A 13,936-nucleotide genomic window follows, 5' to 3' on the forward strand; every position below is an offset into this window, starting at 1 on the left:
GCGGGGAACCGCGCGACAAGCCCCCACCGGCCGGCAGCCAAAAGACTGCCCAACCGGCGGAGCCATCAGCTCAAGGTCCACTTCTGGTTGTCCCCAGTGCCACAGGCCCACAGCACCATCTGCGTACCGTTGGCCGTGCCCGCGCCATACGCATCCAGGCACAGGCCCGCGTTGACGTTGGTGATCGTGCCGTCGCTGTTGACGTTCCACTTCTGGTTGTTGCCGCCGTGGCAGTCCCAGATGATGACCTTGGTGCCGTTGGCCGTGCCGTTGTCGTAGGCGTCCAGGCACTTGTTGCCGTACACCACGAGTTCCTTGCGTGAGGTGTACGTCCAGGCCTGGTTGCGGCCGCCGTTGCAGTCCCACAGCGCGGCCTGGGTGCCGTTGGTGATCGTGTTGTTGTGGATGTCCAGGCAGCGGCTCGACTGGGTGCCGACGACCAGGTTGCCGTTCGTACCGGGCACCGGCTGGACGGTCAGCGTGCCCAGGGTCGGGCCGTTCGTGACGGCGAGCGTGTTGGCGGCGCCCTTGGAGAGGGAGACCTGGACGGAGATCGTGCCCGGGGTCGAGCCGGTCGGCGGGAAGGACACCGTGGTCGAGGTCTGGCCGTTGACCTTGAGGGTCGCCGTGCGGGCGGTGCTCGTGTTGTTCGTGTACGTGAAGTCGGCGACCGCGAGACCGGTGTTCGCCGCGTTCACGGCCGTGTAACTGCCGGCGGAGTTGGGCTCGTACGCGGTGGTCGCCGCCTCCGTGCCGCCGGTGATCGAGAGCATGACCGAGCCGCCGGCCGGGACACTGGCGGTGTAGCTGGTGGCGTACGAGCCGATGTTCGTACGGCTCCACAGGTCACGGACGGTCGCGGACGCGCTCGTCAGGCCCAGGTCGGCCCAGCGGACGGTGATGTTCTGGGTGGAGGAGGTGCGGTTGAGGAGCACGGTGGCACGCTTGCCGGTGCCGGACAGCACCTTCCCGTACACCTGCGCGCCCGAGACGTCCTCGGCGACCTTGACGCCCTGGAGGCCGCGCGGGTCCTGGTCCACGGCGATGACCTCGGGGTTCTTGAGGATCGCGGCGGACTCGGCGGTCATCGTCGAGAGGTTGTTGCCGGCCAGCAGCGGGGCGCCTGAGATGGCCCACAGCGCCATGTGGGTGCGGTTCTGGGCGGCGGTGAGGCCCGTCATGCCGACCATCAGCATGTCCGGGTCGTTGTAGTAGCCGGTGTGCTGGGCGGTGGGGTGCAGGCCCTGGTCGTAGTTGGACAGCATGTTCGACATCGAGGGGCTGTTGCCCCAGAAGATGATGTCGGTGCTGGTCCGGTACATGGGGGCGAGGCCCGGGGCCCAGTTCCAGGTGTTCTGGTAGCCCCAGTTGCAGATGGAGAGGGTGAGCGGGCGCCCGGTCGTGGCGGAGGCGGTGGCCACCGCGTCGCTGATCGCCTTGTACGTCGTCGCCGCGTCGAGGCCCTCGGCGTTACCGCCGCACCAGTCGACCTTCACGAAGTCGAAGCCCCACTGGGAGAACTGGAGCATGTCCTGGGCGTAGTGGCCCTCGCTGCCGCTGCCCGGGGCGGCGGGGCGGCCCGTCGGGTAGTAGTAGCCGCAGCCGTCCTTGCCTGCGTCCGTGTAGATACCGGCCTTGAGGCCCTTGCTGTGGATGTAGTCGGCGATGGCGCTCATGCCGCCGGGCCACTCGGACTCGTCGACGGTGATGTTGCCGGCACTGTCCCGGGTGCCCTGCCACCAGCCCTCGTCGATGTTGATGTAGTCGTAGCCGGCCTCGGGCAGGCCGGCGGCGACGAACGCGTCGACCTGGCCCTTGATCACGTTGTGGTCGATGACCGACGCGAAGCTGTTCCAGGAGGCCCAGCCCATGGGGGCGGTGGGGACCGGGATCTGGCGGGTGGAGGCGGCGACGGGGGTGGTGTTGTCGAGGGTGGGGGCATCTTCGGCGTGGGGTTGGGCGAAGACGAGGGCTGCGGCTGCGGCTGTTGCCAGGGCCAGGGCGCGGATTGCTGTGCGTCTGAAGAGGGATGAGCGTGGCGGGGGGTACATGCGGCTCCCGAGGGGTTTGGTCGGTATTTCGAACTGTGATCGGCGAACCGAACGAGGGGGCGCGCTGAAATTAGAGCGGGGGGAGGGTGAAGTCAACGGTTGTGGCAGAAGTGGGTTGTCCAACCGGGGGAATTGGGGCGGGGGTTGGGGCGCCTGAGGGGGTGGGGGTTCTGTTGTGGGGCGGGTGCGGGTCCGGTGGGGGCTTGTCGCGCAGTTCCCCGCGCCCCTATGGGGCGCGTCTCCTCGGCGCCCGTCGATCAGGCGCCCTTGATCGGGGCGCCGATTGTCCCTGGCGCCGATTTACCTGTGCGCGCCTGTTGCCCGTGCGCGCCTGTTCCTGTGCGCGCCCGTTGCCCGTGCGCGCCCGCTTACCCGTGCGCGCCCGTTACCCGTGGGCGGCGCATCAGGAATGCTGCCCCCGCGCCCGCGCCGAACAGGGCCGCCACCGATACGCCCGTTGCCAGCCACGTCGCGCCCAGCCATTGGCCGCCGAAGTAGCCGAGGGCGACGCTGTACGCCGCCCAGGCGAGGCCGGCCACGATGGACCAGGGGAGGAACTCGCCTACGCGGCGGTGGGCCGCGCCGGCGCCCAGGGAGACGACCGAGCGGCCTGCCGGGGCGAAGCGGGCGACGACGACCAGGATGCCGCCGCTTTGGGCGAGGGCCTGGCCGAGACGTTCCTGCGCGCTGGTCAGGCGTCGGGAGCGGGCGATCGCGCGGTCCAGTCGGGCCCCGCCGTGCCAGGCCAGCCGGTACGCCACGAGGTCGCCGAGGACCGATGCCGTGGCCGCGCACAGGGTGAGCGCCAGGATGTCGGGGACCTCCTGCGGCACCTGTCCGGTGGCCGCGCCCGAACCGGCGGCGGCAGCCGTGGCGGCCGTGATGACCAGGACGCCGCTCGGCAAAACCGGTACGAGGACGTCGAACAGGACGGACGCGCCCACCAGGGCGTAGATCCACGGGGTCCCGGTCAGTGACCCCACACTCTCAAGCACCGCAGACTCCCCGTGACTCCCCCGTTCGCCCGATCTCGTGCCGCTACCTCGCGGGGGAGCGGCGGGCGGCGTGTGACAGCCATACAGCGTACGCCTGGGGTCCGACAGGAGATCCACCGGGGGCTCATGTGTTCGCCACACCATGTTCACTCCGACGCACGCGGTGCCCACCCCCTGGATGCGGGGATGGGCACCGGTGTACGGATCGGGTTGTGTCAGGCCGCTACCGGCGTCTTGTCACGCGACGTCTTTGTCGCGGACGAAGAGCGCTTCGCGAACAGCCGGTCCACGCCGAAGGCGCCGGAGCCGGTGAAGACCAGCAGGAAGAACGCCCAGCAGAAGGCGGCGGCCAGTTCGCCCTGGTTCTGGATCGGCATGAGGGCGTTGGGCTGGTGGACGTCGAAGTACGCGTACGCCATCGCGCCCGAGGCGATGAACGCGGCGACGCGGGTGCCGAGGCCCAGCAGGACCAGGCTGCCGCCGACCAGTTCGATCACGGCCGCGTACCAGCCGGGCCAGGCGCCGGCCGCGACGGTCTCCTCGCCGCCGAGGACGCCGAAGAGCGAACGGGCGCCGTGGCAGGCGAAGAGCAGGCCGACCACGATCCGGAAGAGGCCGATGGCGTAGGGCTGAGCGTTGTTGAGGCGAGCGGACATGTGGGGGATGTCTCCTTCGGTCTGAAGCGCTCCGTCCGGGGGACGGGGCGTTCCTGGGGGATGAACCGAGCGGGTAGTCCACCGTAGGGGGGCCTAATCGATGCTTGCAAGTTCAACATTTGGCCACCGCTTTACCTTCGGATGGGCCTCCGCTTGCCCTTCCGGTGTGCCTGTTTCTGCAGGTGGGGCTGCCCGCGAGGTCATGCGCAGTACCGCCCGTGCCACCGCGTCCGCGTCCGAGAGTGTGACCGAATCCACGCCTGGGCGGGCCCCGGCCGCGGTCACCCAGTGCACGCCCTCCGTGGGCACCCCGAAGGCCAACCTCCGTGCCTGGGGCCGACCTTGACGGTCCATCAGGAGGTACGGGCGCGGTGTCACGTCCAGTCCGCCCGTTTCGTAGCCGTCTATGACATGAGGCCTCGCTCCGCCCGTTCTCAGGAGTTGGGCGAGGAGAGGGTCGGCCGTGCGGCGCAGGTCGGGCTCCGGGAGTCGTGCCTCTATGAGCGAGGTCACGCGTACGGCCGAGCCCGGCACGTCGGGGGAGTGCGCCACCCAGGCCCCGTCCTCGGCCCGTACGTCGAGGCGGGGTCCGAGGATCTCCACCACGCCCGCCGTCACCAGCGCCGTCAGCTCCTCGACGCGTCGCCGGGGCGGTCCGATGGACAGGAAGGCGTTGAGCGGGGTGTACCAACGGTCCAGGTCGTCCCGGCGCGAGTCGCCCGGCAGTCCGCCGTGGTCGACGATCAGCCGCAACTCGTTGCGCAGGTCGCGCAGTACGTCCTGGGCGGCCTTCACGGGCCCGTCGACATTGCCCAGCGCGGCCTGGGCGGCGTCCTCGCGCAGATGGGCCAGCAGCCAGCTCCGCCAGGCGGTGGCATCGGGGAAGACCTGTCCGGCGTACGGCCGCGAAATCCGCTCCCAGGACCAGCGGTTGGCCTCCGTGACGCCGAACTCGTCGAGGACGGCCGCCTCTTGGGCGGTGCCGTGCGGGGCGGCGAGGAAGCGGTCCCGGAAGGCGTGGAGCGGGCGGCTCGTGAACTCGCGCGTACGCAACAGGGTTTCGTAGTAGACCGTCTCGACCTCCTTCGCCACCAGCGGCCATATCTCCGTGCGGAAGTCGGGTGCCTCGCCGGAGTCGGCGCGTTTGCGGAAGCCTGCTATCGCCTCGTCGGTGAGGACGAGCGGGGTGTGCCTGCCGTACGGGCCCTTCGCGTTGTCGCCGCGCGCCTGGTACGGGATGCCTCGCCGCGAACCGGCGTAGAGGCGTGGTTCGCGTCCGGAGGGAACGTAGCGCAGCCCGCCCTCGGGACCCTCCGGGCCGTGCGTGAAACGGCCGCCTCGGCCCGTCGTCAGGAGGGTGAGGTGGTCGAAGAAGTTGAGGCCCAGGCCGCGCAGCAGGACCGGTTCGCCGGGGGCGAGCGGGGAGAGGTCGACGTCGGCCGGGTTGGCGGGCGGGACGTGGCAGAGGCCGTGCCCGGTGGCGTACGCGGTGAGGTGCTGCTGTTCCTCGTCCGGGAGGAGGGGGAGGTGTCCCTGGGTGAGGACGACGGCCGAAAGGGCGGACAGGGTACGGCCGTTGGCGAGGGTGAGGGTCTGGCTGCCGTCGGGGGCGTCGTCGAGGCGGGTCGCGCGGGTCGCGTGGGTCTCGACGTGTACGGCGGGCGGCGCCTCGCGCACGGTCTTCGCGAACACCCACTCCAGGTAACGCCCGTAGTGGGCGCGGGTCGGGTAGTCGTCCGGCCCCAACTCGCCTGTTCCGTCGCCCTCTTCGCGCGCCCACTCGTACAGGCTGGGGCCCGGGCGGACCGGGCCCGAGCAGTCCACGCTGTCGTCGGTGAAGAGGGTCACCTGGCAGGCCACCGTGTTCATCAGCAGCCGGGGCGACTGCGAGGTGCGCCAGACCTGGCCCGCGCCCGGCGGTGCCGGGTCGACGACATGGACGGTCAACCGGGCCCCGGGCGCCAGGAGTTCCGGCGCGGAGGCGCAGAGACGCTCCAGCACGCTGGTGCCGCGCGGCCCGGCACCGACCAGGGCGACGGACACGGCGGGGGGCCGGGGCGTGGCCTCCGGGACGGTCCTGGACGGCGGCTCGACGGGCGCTGGAGACAAGGCGGTTACTCCCGGGGCGTGTGGGGCGCGATGGCAGCAGACCGTCCACTGGAAGCGGACGGTCCGCCTCATCATGCCGCCGGGAGCTGAGAGAGCCGAGCACCGGGGACGGGGATCGCCGCCGGTGTGGGATGCCTCACTGCGGAAGCCTCACTCGCTCAGCTGCGACTCCGTGACCGTCTCCAGCTGTGCGCGGCCGCCCTTCTGCTCGCGGACCCGGTCCAGCCGCAGTCGGGCCGAACGGCCGTGCAGGGTCAGGGTCATCAGCATGTTGCCGAACCAGGGGCCGCCCGTCCGGCGCCACTTGACCGGTGGGTGCGGGACCCGGCCGTGCCGGGCGAAACGGCGGCCCAGGGCGCGGCCCAGACCGCTCCAGCCCAGGCGGAAGCCGACCCTTATGTGGAGGGGGATGGCGTTGTGGACGGGGGAGCAGGTCAGCTGCAGGACGCGGGCGTCCGGACGGTCGGCCTCGGACCAGGTGGGCTCGGCCGCGTAGGCGTGGTGGACGTCTCCCGACAGGACCAGGACCGTCGCCGGGGCGTCGGGGCCCGAGCCGGCCTCCGCGATCAGAGCGGCCAGGTCGGTGAACGAGGTGGTGAACGCCGCCCAGTGTTCGAGGTCGGCCGCGCGGCGCAGCTTCTCCCCGAACCGGGCCCAGCGTTCGCCCCGTTCGCCCCGGCACAGGGCCTCGTCCCAGGCCTCGGCGTCGTGCACGAGGTGGGGAAGGAGCCAGGGCAGCGAGGTGCCGATGAGGAGGTGGTCGTACGAGCCGGCGGCGTCCAGCGCCTGCTCCCGCACCCATTCCGCCTCGCCCGGGTCCAGCATCGCGCGGCTGTCCTCGTCGAGCACCCGGGCCGCCCTGCTGTCCACCATCAGCAGGCGTACGCGGCCGAGGTCGCGCCGGTAGCTCCAGCGGACCGAGGCGGCGTCGGCGTCCGCCTTGGCGGCGAAGGCGCGCAGGACGTCCGTACCGTCGGGACTCTCGCGTACGGCCGCGTACAGCGGGTCGGTGGCGAGTTCGGCCGGGGTGAGGTTGCCCAGGTGCTGATGCACCCAGTACGACATCAGGCCGCTCAGCAGCCGCTCGCGCCACCAGGGGGTCTCCCGCATGTCGGCCAGCCAGGCCGCGCTGGTGTTCCAGTCGTCGATGACGTCGTGATCGTCGAAGATCATGCAGGTGGGGACGGTGGAGAGGAGCCAGCGGACCTCGGGGTCGAGCCAGGACTCGTAGTAGAGGTGGGTGTACTCCTCGTAGTCCGCGACCTGCGCGCCCGGCGGTTCGGACAGGTCGCGGCGGGCGGCCAGCCAGCGGCGGGTGGCGTCGGACACCTCGTCGGCGTACACCTGGTCGCCCAACAGGAGGAGTACGTCCGGGCGTTCGCCCGTGGGGTCGGCGGCCATGCGCGCGGCCAGGGTGTCCAGGGCGTCCGCGCCGACCGGGTCCTTGGCGTTCGCGGCCGGTGCGGCCCAGCGGCAGGAGCCGAAGGCGACCCGGAACCCGTCGCCCTCCTCCTCGCCCGTTCCGTCATCGGCGGTGCGGATGACGGAGGGCGGGAAGGGCGAGTCGGGCAGCGGCCACACGCGGACGCCGTCCAGGAACACCTCGTACGGTGTCGTCGTGCCCGGCGCGAGGCCGGTCACCGGGATCAGCGCGTAGTGGTGGCCCGCGACCTGGAAGGTGCGGGCGGTGCCGCCGCCGGCGCCCTCTGTACAGCGCGCCTCGGCGACGCACGGGCGGCTTGCCTCGACCCAGATGGTCGCAGCCGACTCGTCGGCGTACCTCAGCAGCGGCCCCAGGCGAAGTGTCGCCACGTTGATCACCCTCCTCCGTCGCACCGTACGGTACGGACGACGGGGGAGGGCGGGGAGGTTCCGTGCATGGTGCATTTGATTGGCGGGTCGACCGGTGGCCTGTTCAGTGGCCGAACGGCCGACCGCCGCTCAGGAGTTGATCAGCAGCTGGCGAGGTAGCTCGTGAGCGCGCTCTTCTCGGCCGAGTCGACCGAGAGGTCGTAGTAGTACTTCACCTGGACCCAGGCGCGGACGTACGTGCAGCGGTACGAGGTGACCGACGGCATCCACTCGGCCGGGTCCTGGTCGCTCTTCGACTGGTTCACGTTGTCCGTGACGGCGATGAGCTGCGGACGGGTCAGGTCGTTGGCGAACGCCTGGCGGGTGGCGCTGCTCCAGGAGTCGGCGCCGGAGTCCCAGGCCTCGGCCAGCGGGACCAGGTGGTCGATGTCGAGGTCGGAGGCGGCGGTCCAGGTGGCGCCGTCGTACACGGAGTACCAGGTGCCGCTGGTGGCGGCGCAGGCGGAGCTGGTGACGACGTTCGTACCGTCCCGCTTCAGGACCGTCTCACGGGTGTTGCAGGTGCCGGAGATGGTGATCCAGTGGTTGAACAGGTCGCGGTCGTAGCCGGTGCGGTCCTCGGTCGCCACGGTGAGCGAGGCGAGGTAGGTGCGGGCGGTGGCGGCGCTGACCGGGGTGGGGAGCGCGGCGGAGGCGGTCGGACCGTTGAAAAGTCCGACCGAGGCTATGAGTCCGGTAAGAGCGGCGAGTATGCTGAGCCGTCGACGCGCGTAGAACTTCGGCATACGAACTCCCTCGGGGGGGTGGGGTGTTGAACGCGAGCGAGTGAATCGTCGCGTCGCGGTGTTGCCGGAGAATGAGCGTTAGGTAAGAAGTTAGTGACGTGAACATGTCAAGGCAAGGTGTCGGGTGCTGATTCCTCGGGCGGTACGGAAAGTGGCGCTGTTTCGGACGCTGGTCCCTGTGTCCGACCCGTCGCGTACGATGGACGGCGCAGAAGGGGAGTAGCTCTTCGCCGGACCGTCGACATACTGCTCAGCTCGTCTGAGCCGGCGCCCGGAGGCAGGCCATGTGTGGCCCGCCAGCGAGACCTTCGGCCAGTAGTGCACTGACTGTGTGCTGCCGTGCCGAGGTGTCGTTCAGCGGTAACACTCTCGGTGGGGCGGCCCCGACCGATTGAGGAACCTTGATCAGCTTCACCGTGACGGCGCTTGTCTTCGGCGTCGTCTTCCTCGCCGAACTGCCGGACAAGACCGCCCTCGCCGGGCTCGTCCTCGGCACCCGTTATCGCGCCTCGTACGTCTTCGCCGGCGTCGCCGCCGCGTTCGCGCTGCATGTCGTGCTCGCCGTCGCGGCGGGCAGCGTGCTCACCCTGCTGCCGCAGCAGCTCGTCCACGCGCTGACCGGCGTGCTCTTTCTGGGCGGGGCGGCCGTGCTGCTCATGAAGAAGGGGGAGGACGAGGCCGAGGTGCGGCGGCCCGAGGACCAGTCCTTCTGGAAGGTGTCCGGGGCCGGCTTCATGCTCATCCTCGTCGCCGAGTTCGGAGATCTCACGCAGATCATGACGGCCAACCTCGCCGCCCGGTACGACGACCCGCTCTCCGTCGGGCTCGGTGCGGTGCTCGCGCTGTGGGCGGTGGCCGGGCTCGGGATCGTGGGTGGGCGGGCCCTGATGAAGCGGGTGCCGCTGGAGCTGATCACCAAGATCGCGGCCGTGCTGATGCTGGCGCTCGGGGTGTGGAGTCTTTGGGAAGCGGTGGCTGGGTAGGGAGGGGGTGCGGGTGGTGGGTGGGGGCGCTTTGTAGGTGGCCGGTTGGTGAACTGTTGCCGAAGGCGGTAGCGGGCGGCGTCCTTTCTTTTGTACCGTGAGGGAACAAAGTGGCTCCCGCCCGTTTTCCCTGACCGGCGGGCGGGGCCGCCTTGGTCCCGTATCTGTGCCGTCCTGTGCCGTGCCGTGCCTTGGAGTCTGCTGATGACGGTCCCTGCCGTGCTCACCGCCCGTGCCCTTCTCCTCGACATGGACGGCACGCTCGTCAACTCGGACGCCGTCGTCGAACGCATCTGGCGGCGCTGGGCCGATCGGCACGGGCTGGACGGTGGCGAGGTCATGAAGGTGGTGCATGGGCGGCAGGGCTACGCCTCCATGGCCGTGCTGCTGCCCGACCGGCCCATGGAGCAGAACTACGCGGACAACGCGCGCATGCTCGCGGAGGAGACCGCGGATCTGGACGGTGTCGTGGCGATACCGGGCGCCGGTGCGTTCCTGGAGTCCCTGCGGGGGCTTCCGCATGCCCTGGTGACCTCTGCCGATGTGGCTCTGTCGACCGCGCGGATGGCTGCGGCGGGGTTGGCGCTGCCGGATGTGCGGGTGACCGCCGAGTCCGTCGGGGCGAGCAAGCCGGATCCTGAGGGGTTTTTGAAGGGGGCGGCCGAGCTGGGGGTTGATCCTGCGGATTGTTTGGTGTTCGAGGACTCTGGGGCCGGGATCTCGGCGGGGCGCTCCGCGGGGATGCGGGTGGTGGGGGTTGGGCCTCGGGCCCACTTTCACCGGCCTGATGTGGTGGTGGCGGATCTGAGTGGGGTGCGGGTTGAGAGTGTGGGGGGCGGGGAGTTGCGGGTGTACGTCGGCTGAGTGCTCTGTGCTCCGCGGGGGAGGGTTGTGGTTCGGCTGCGGGTTGGTGGGGGCTGGTTGCGCAGTTCCTCGCGCCCCTGAATGCGGGGTCGTCTGTGGATCTGGTGTTTTGACGTGCCGTCCTGTTCCTGGAAGCGGGTTCGTCTGCTGAGTGCTCTGCGGGGGAGGGTTGTGGTTCGGCTGCGGGTGGTGGGGGCTGGTCGCGCAGTTCCTCGCGCCCCTGAAAGCGGGGTCGTCTGTGGCTCTGGCGTTTTGAGGCCCCGCGTCGCCCTGAAAGCCAGGCGGGTCTGCGGCTCTGGCGTATTGACTTGCCCGCGCCGCCCCTGGAAGCGGGTGTCCGTCTGCGGTTCTCGCGTTTTGGCGCCCCGCGTCGCCCCTGGCAGCCGGGCCCGTTTACCGCTCTCGTGTGTTTGGCGCCCCGCGTCGCCCGCGCAGCCTCACGGTTCCGTCGTTTCGGATTCGAGCCGCTCTCGGGTCGTTCTGTCGTACACGCCCGGTTCGTCTGTGTCGATGTTGCGGGTCGTCTGGTAGGCGGTCACCGCGTTTTCGACGTTGTCGTCGTAGACGCCGTCCAGGTCGTTGACGTAGAGCGCCAACTGGCGGAGTCGCAGTTGGAGTTCGAGGACCTCGTCGCCGTGGTCGCCGGGGCGTAGGACGGGGGCGGTTTCCTTGTCGTCGTCGCCGGGGTCCGGGGTGATCGTGCCGGTGGCCTGGGCCGTTGTGGGGGCCTGGCTCGGGGTGGCCGACCTGGTCGGGGTCGGGGCGGCGGATGTGCGGGTGGGGGTGGGTGTCGAGGTCTTGCTGGGGGTCGGGGTCGGGGAGGGGGACGCCGACCTCGATGCTGTGGGGCTGCTCGAGGGGGTGGGAGATGCCGCGCTGGTCGTCGGCGCTACCGGCACGCTCTCCCGTACGTCCTGGGCGGCCGTGTTGTTCCGGGACGGCTTGTCGTACGTGAACATCCCGCCGGCCAGTCCGCCCGCCGCCAGGATCACGACGACCGCTCCGGCGGCGCCGAGGAGGAGGATCCGGGGCCGGTTTCCCGGGCTCTCCGCCTGCTCGTCGTCCTCGGTGGGGGTGTCCGGGGGGAGCGGTAGCGCCGGTACCGCCGGTATCGCCGCCGTCGGCGGCTCGTCCGCCCAGCCGGGGTCCGGGGGCACCGCCGGCATCGGCATCGTCGCGTCGGCCGCCGGGTCGGGCGGTGACGCGGGGGTCTCCGGGGTCAGCTCCACGTACGGGCGTATGCGCAGGGGATCGAAATCCTCCGCCGCCGCTGCCTCCGCCGTGCGGTTCTCTATGTGGGCGTCGGCCGCGCGTTCGGCGCAGGCGCAGGAGGGCGTGCTGTCGGCTCCCCGGGGCGCGCCGCACTCCGGACACACATGCCCCTTCGGATCGTTCACTGCGCGTCTGTTCCTTCCCCGTACGAACCCCCGTACGAATCCCAGAGATTATCCGGCGCTCCTTCACACCATCTCCCGTAAGCCCCCGGAATCCGGGGTTCCGCCGAATCTCGTGGGGATTCGACAGGCCATAACCGGTCACACCGCCCACGATGGGGGTGTAACGAGAGTCACTGGAGGACTTCATGGCCGGGGAAGCGCGCGGTAGGACGGGAGATGTGGCGGACGAAAAGCGGACGGCACCCGGGTCCGAACACGTGCCCGGGAACGTTCTCGTCTCCATCGGTGCCCTGCTGCTCGGCATGCTGCTCGCGGCCCTCGACCAGACCATCGTGTCGACCGCGCTGCCGACCATCGTCAGCGACCTGGGCGGCATGGACCACCTGTCGTGGGTGGTCACCGCCTATCTGCTCGCCTCCACCGCCGCGACCCCCCTCTGGGGCAAGCTCGGCGACCAGTACGGCCGGAAACGGTTGTTCCAGGCCGCGATCGTGATCTTTCTCATCGGCTCCGCGCTCTGCGGTATGGCGCAGAACATGCCCCAGTTGATCGGGTTCCGGGCGCTTCAGGGGCTCGGTGGCGGCGGGCTGATGGTGCTGTCGATGGCGATCGTGGGGGATCTGGTCCCGCCGCGTGAACGCGGGCGCTATCAGGGGTTGTTCGGTGCCGTCTTCGGGGCGACCAGCGTGCTGGGGCCGCTGCTCGGCGGGCTCTTCACCGAACATCTCAGCTGGCGTTGGGTGTTCTACGTCAATCTGCCCGTCGGCGCCGTCGCCCTCGCCGTCATCGCGACCGTCCTGCGCATCCCGCGCCGGTCCGAACGGCACGTGATCGACTACCTCGGTACTCTTCTCATCGCCTCCGTCGCCACCTGTCTGATCCTCGTCACCTCGCTCGGCGCCTCCTGGGGGTGGGGTTCGGCGCGGATCGTGGGCCTCGCGGTGCTCGGGGTCGTCCTCACCTTCGCCTTCGTTCTCGCCGAGCGGCGGGCCGCCGAACCCGTCCTCCCGCTCAAGCTGTTCCGGCTGCGCACCTTCACCCTCACCGCCGTCATCAGCTTCATCGTCGGCTTCGCCATGTTCGGCGCCATGACCTATCTGCCGACCTTTCTCCAGGTCGTCCAGGGCGTCTCCCCGACCATGTCCGGCGTGCACATGCTCCCGATGGTGCTCGGGCTGCTCGTCGCCTCCACCCTCTCCGGGCAGATCGTCAGCCGTACGGGCCGCTGGAAGGTGTTCCCCATCGCGGGCACCGGCGTCACCGCCCTCGGCCTCCTCCTGCTCCACCGGCTCGACGAGCACAGCTCCACCGGCGAGATGAGCGCCTACTTCCTCGTCTTCGGCCTGGGTCTCGGCCTGGTCATGCAGGTCCTGGTGCTGATCGTGCAGAACGCGGTCTCGTACGAGGATCTGGGCGTCGCCACCTCCGGCGCCACCTTCTTCCGCTCCATCGGCGCCTCCTTCGGCGTGGCCGTCTTCGGTACGGTCTTCTCCAGTCGGCTCGGCGACAAGCTCACGGACGCCTTCCGGGGCGTACAACTGCCCACCGGGGTCTCGGTGGACGCCCTGGAGGCCGACCCGCGCGGCATCGCCGCCCTCCCCTCGGCCGTGCGCCCGGCCGCCCTGGAGGCGTACGCGTCCGCGATCACCGACGTCTTCCTGTACGCCGCCCCGGTCGCCGTTCTCGGCTTCGTCCTCGCCTGGTTCCTGCGCGAGGACCGGCTGCGCGGCTCGGTGACCGCGCCCGACGTCACCGAGACCCTCGCCAGCAACCCCGTCCAGCGGTCGTCGTACGACGAGGTGTGCCGTGCGCTGTCAGTGCTCGGCACCCGCGAGGGGCGCCGCGAGATCTACCGGACCATCACCGCGAGGGCCGGCTACGACCTGTACCCGGCGGCCAGCTGGCTGCTGCTGCGCATCCGGCGGTACGGCTGGGCCGAGCCCTCGGTGCTGGCCGAGCGCAGCTCCGTACCGCTGACCGTGATCATCGAGGCCGCCCGGCAGGTCGAGGAACGGCGGCTCGGCGTGCGCGAGGGCCTCGACATGGTCCTCACCGACGAGGGCCGCGAGGTCGCCGAACGGCTCGCACAGGCCCGCGAGGAGTCCCTGGCCGAGCTGCTGGGCGACTGGTGGGGACCGGACCGGCCCACCGACCTGGTCCAGCTGGTGAAACTCCTGAACGAGGAGCTGTGCGGCTCGGACGCGGAACAGCCGCACAACGGCTCGGCGGACAGGGCCGGTTGACGCCCGGCCGAGGCTGTCCAGTTTGGGGAGGGCCTTCCGGG

General features: G+C 70.4%; 10 protein-coding genes. 3 read left to right on the plus strand and 7 right to left on the minus strand.

Annotated features, from left to right (window positions below; translation table 11 throughout):
* Window positions 1-65: 65 nt before the first annotated feature.
* The 6 genes from LUX31_RS35880 to LUX31_RS35905 all read right to left on the minus strand — a co-directional run bounded on the left by LUX31_RS35880 (window position 66) and on the right by LUX31_RS35905 (window position 8,408).
* Window positions 66-2,051: a ricin-type beta-trefoil lectin domain protein gene (locus LUX31_RS35880; RefSeq protein WP_235479468.1), complete on the minus strand. Its 1,986-nt coding sequence runs from the start codon at window positions 2,049-2,051 to the stop codon at window positions 66-68.
* A 368-nt stretch (window positions 2,052-2,419) separates the two neighbouring features.
* On the minus strand, window positions 2,420-3,046 hold the full coding sequence (locus LUX31_RS35885) for a DedA family protein (protein WP_235479469.1): 627 nt from the start codon (window positions 3,044-3,046) through the stop codon (window positions 2,420-2,422).
* A gap of 215 nt (window positions 3,047-3,261) precedes the next feature.
* The gene (locus LUX31_RS35890) at window positions 3,262-3,702 is read right to left on the minus strand and encodes a DoxX family protein (RefSeq protein WP_235479470.1); all 441 of its coding nucleotides are present in this window, start codon (window positions 3,700-3,702) and stop codon (window positions 3,262-3,264) included.
* Between the two features lie 93 nt (window positions 3,703-3,795).
* On the minus strand, window positions 3,796-5,745 hold the full coding sequence (locus tag LUX31_RS35895; RefSeq protein ID WP_235480179.1) for an FAD/NAD(P)-binding protein: 1,950 nt from the start codon (window positions 5,743-5,745) through the stop codon (window positions 3,796-3,798).
* A 216-nt stretch (window positions 5,746-5,961) separates the two neighbouring features.
* Window positions 5,962-7,623, minus strand: coding sequence for an alkaline phosphatase D family protein (locus LUX31_RS35900; RefSeq protein ID WP_235479471.1), 1,662 nt, complete (start codon window positions 7,621-7,623; stop codon window positions 5,962-5,964).
* Between the two features lie 140 nt (window positions 7,624-7,763).
* Complete coding sequence (locus LUX31_RS35905; protein WP_235479472.1) at window positions 7,764-8,408, minus strand: HNH endonuclease family protein; 645 nt, start codon at window positions 8,406-8,408, stop codon at window positions 7,764-7,766.
* Window positions 8,409-8,809: 401 nt separating this feature from the next.
* Between LUX31_RS35905 and LUX31_RS35910 the strand changes: the two genes are divergently transcribed.
* Window positions 8,810-9,391, plus strand: coding sequence for a TMEM165/GDT1 family protein (locus LUX31_RS35910; RefSeq protein WP_235479473.1), 582 nt, complete (start codon window positions 8,810-8,812; stop codon window positions 9,389-9,391).
* 204 nt (window positions 9,392-9,595) lie between these two features.
* Window positions 9,596-10,255 carry an HAD family hydrolase gene (locus LUX31_RS35915; protein WP_235479474.1) on the plus strand — a complete coding sequence of 220 codons (660 nt, stop codon included), beginning with the start codon at window positions 9,596-9,598 and terminating at the stop codon, window positions 10,253-10,255.
* Between the two features lie 437 nt (window positions 10,256-10,692).
* On the opposite strand, the gene LUX31_RS35920 is transcribed toward LUX31_RS35915, so the two are convergent.
* The gene (locus LUX31_RS35920; RefSeq protein ID WP_235479475.1) at window positions 10,693-11,652 is read right to left on the minus strand and encodes a peptidoglycan-binding domain-containing protein; all 960 of its coding nucleotides are present in this window, start codon (window positions 11,650-11,652) and stop codon (window positions 10,693-10,695) included.
* Window positions 11,653-11,837: 185 nt separating this feature from the next.
* On the opposite strand from LUX31_RS35920, the gene LUX31_RS35925 reads away from it, so the two are divergent.
* On the plus strand, window positions 11,838-13,895 hold the full coding sequence (locus tag LUX31_RS35925) for an MDR family MFS transporter (protein WP_235479476.1): 2,058 nt from the start codon (window positions 11,838-11,840) through the stop codon (window positions 13,893-13,895).
* Window positions 13,896-13,936 lie beyond the last annotated feature (41 nt).

Source organism: Streptomyces sp. GQFP (assembly GCF_021545335.1).
Classification (GTDB): Bacteria; Actinomycetota; Actinomycetes; order Streptomycetales; family Streptomycetaceae; genus Streptomyces.

Coding starts and splice junctions, on each gene's coding strand:
- LUX31_RS35890 (WP_235479470.1), bottom strand. CDS start 3,702: ATGTCCGCTCGCCTCAACAACGCTCAGCCCTACGCCATCGGCCTCTTC.
- LUX31_RS35925 (WP_235479476.1), top strand. CDS start 11,838: ATGGCCGGGGAAGCGCGCGGTAGGACGGGAGATGTGGCGGACGAAAAG.
- LUX31_RS35915 (WP_235479474.1), top strand. CDS start 9,596: ATGACGGTCCCTGCCGTGCTCACCGCCCGTGCCCTTCTCCTCGACATG.
- LUX31_RS35880 (WP_235479468.1), bottom strand. CDS start 2,051: ATGTACCCCCCGCCACGCTCATCCCTCTTCAGACGCACAGCAATCCGC.
- LUX31_RS35905 (WP_235479472.1), bottom strand. CDS start 8,408: ATGCCGAAGTTCTACGCGCGTCGACGGCTCAGCATACTCGCCGCTCTT.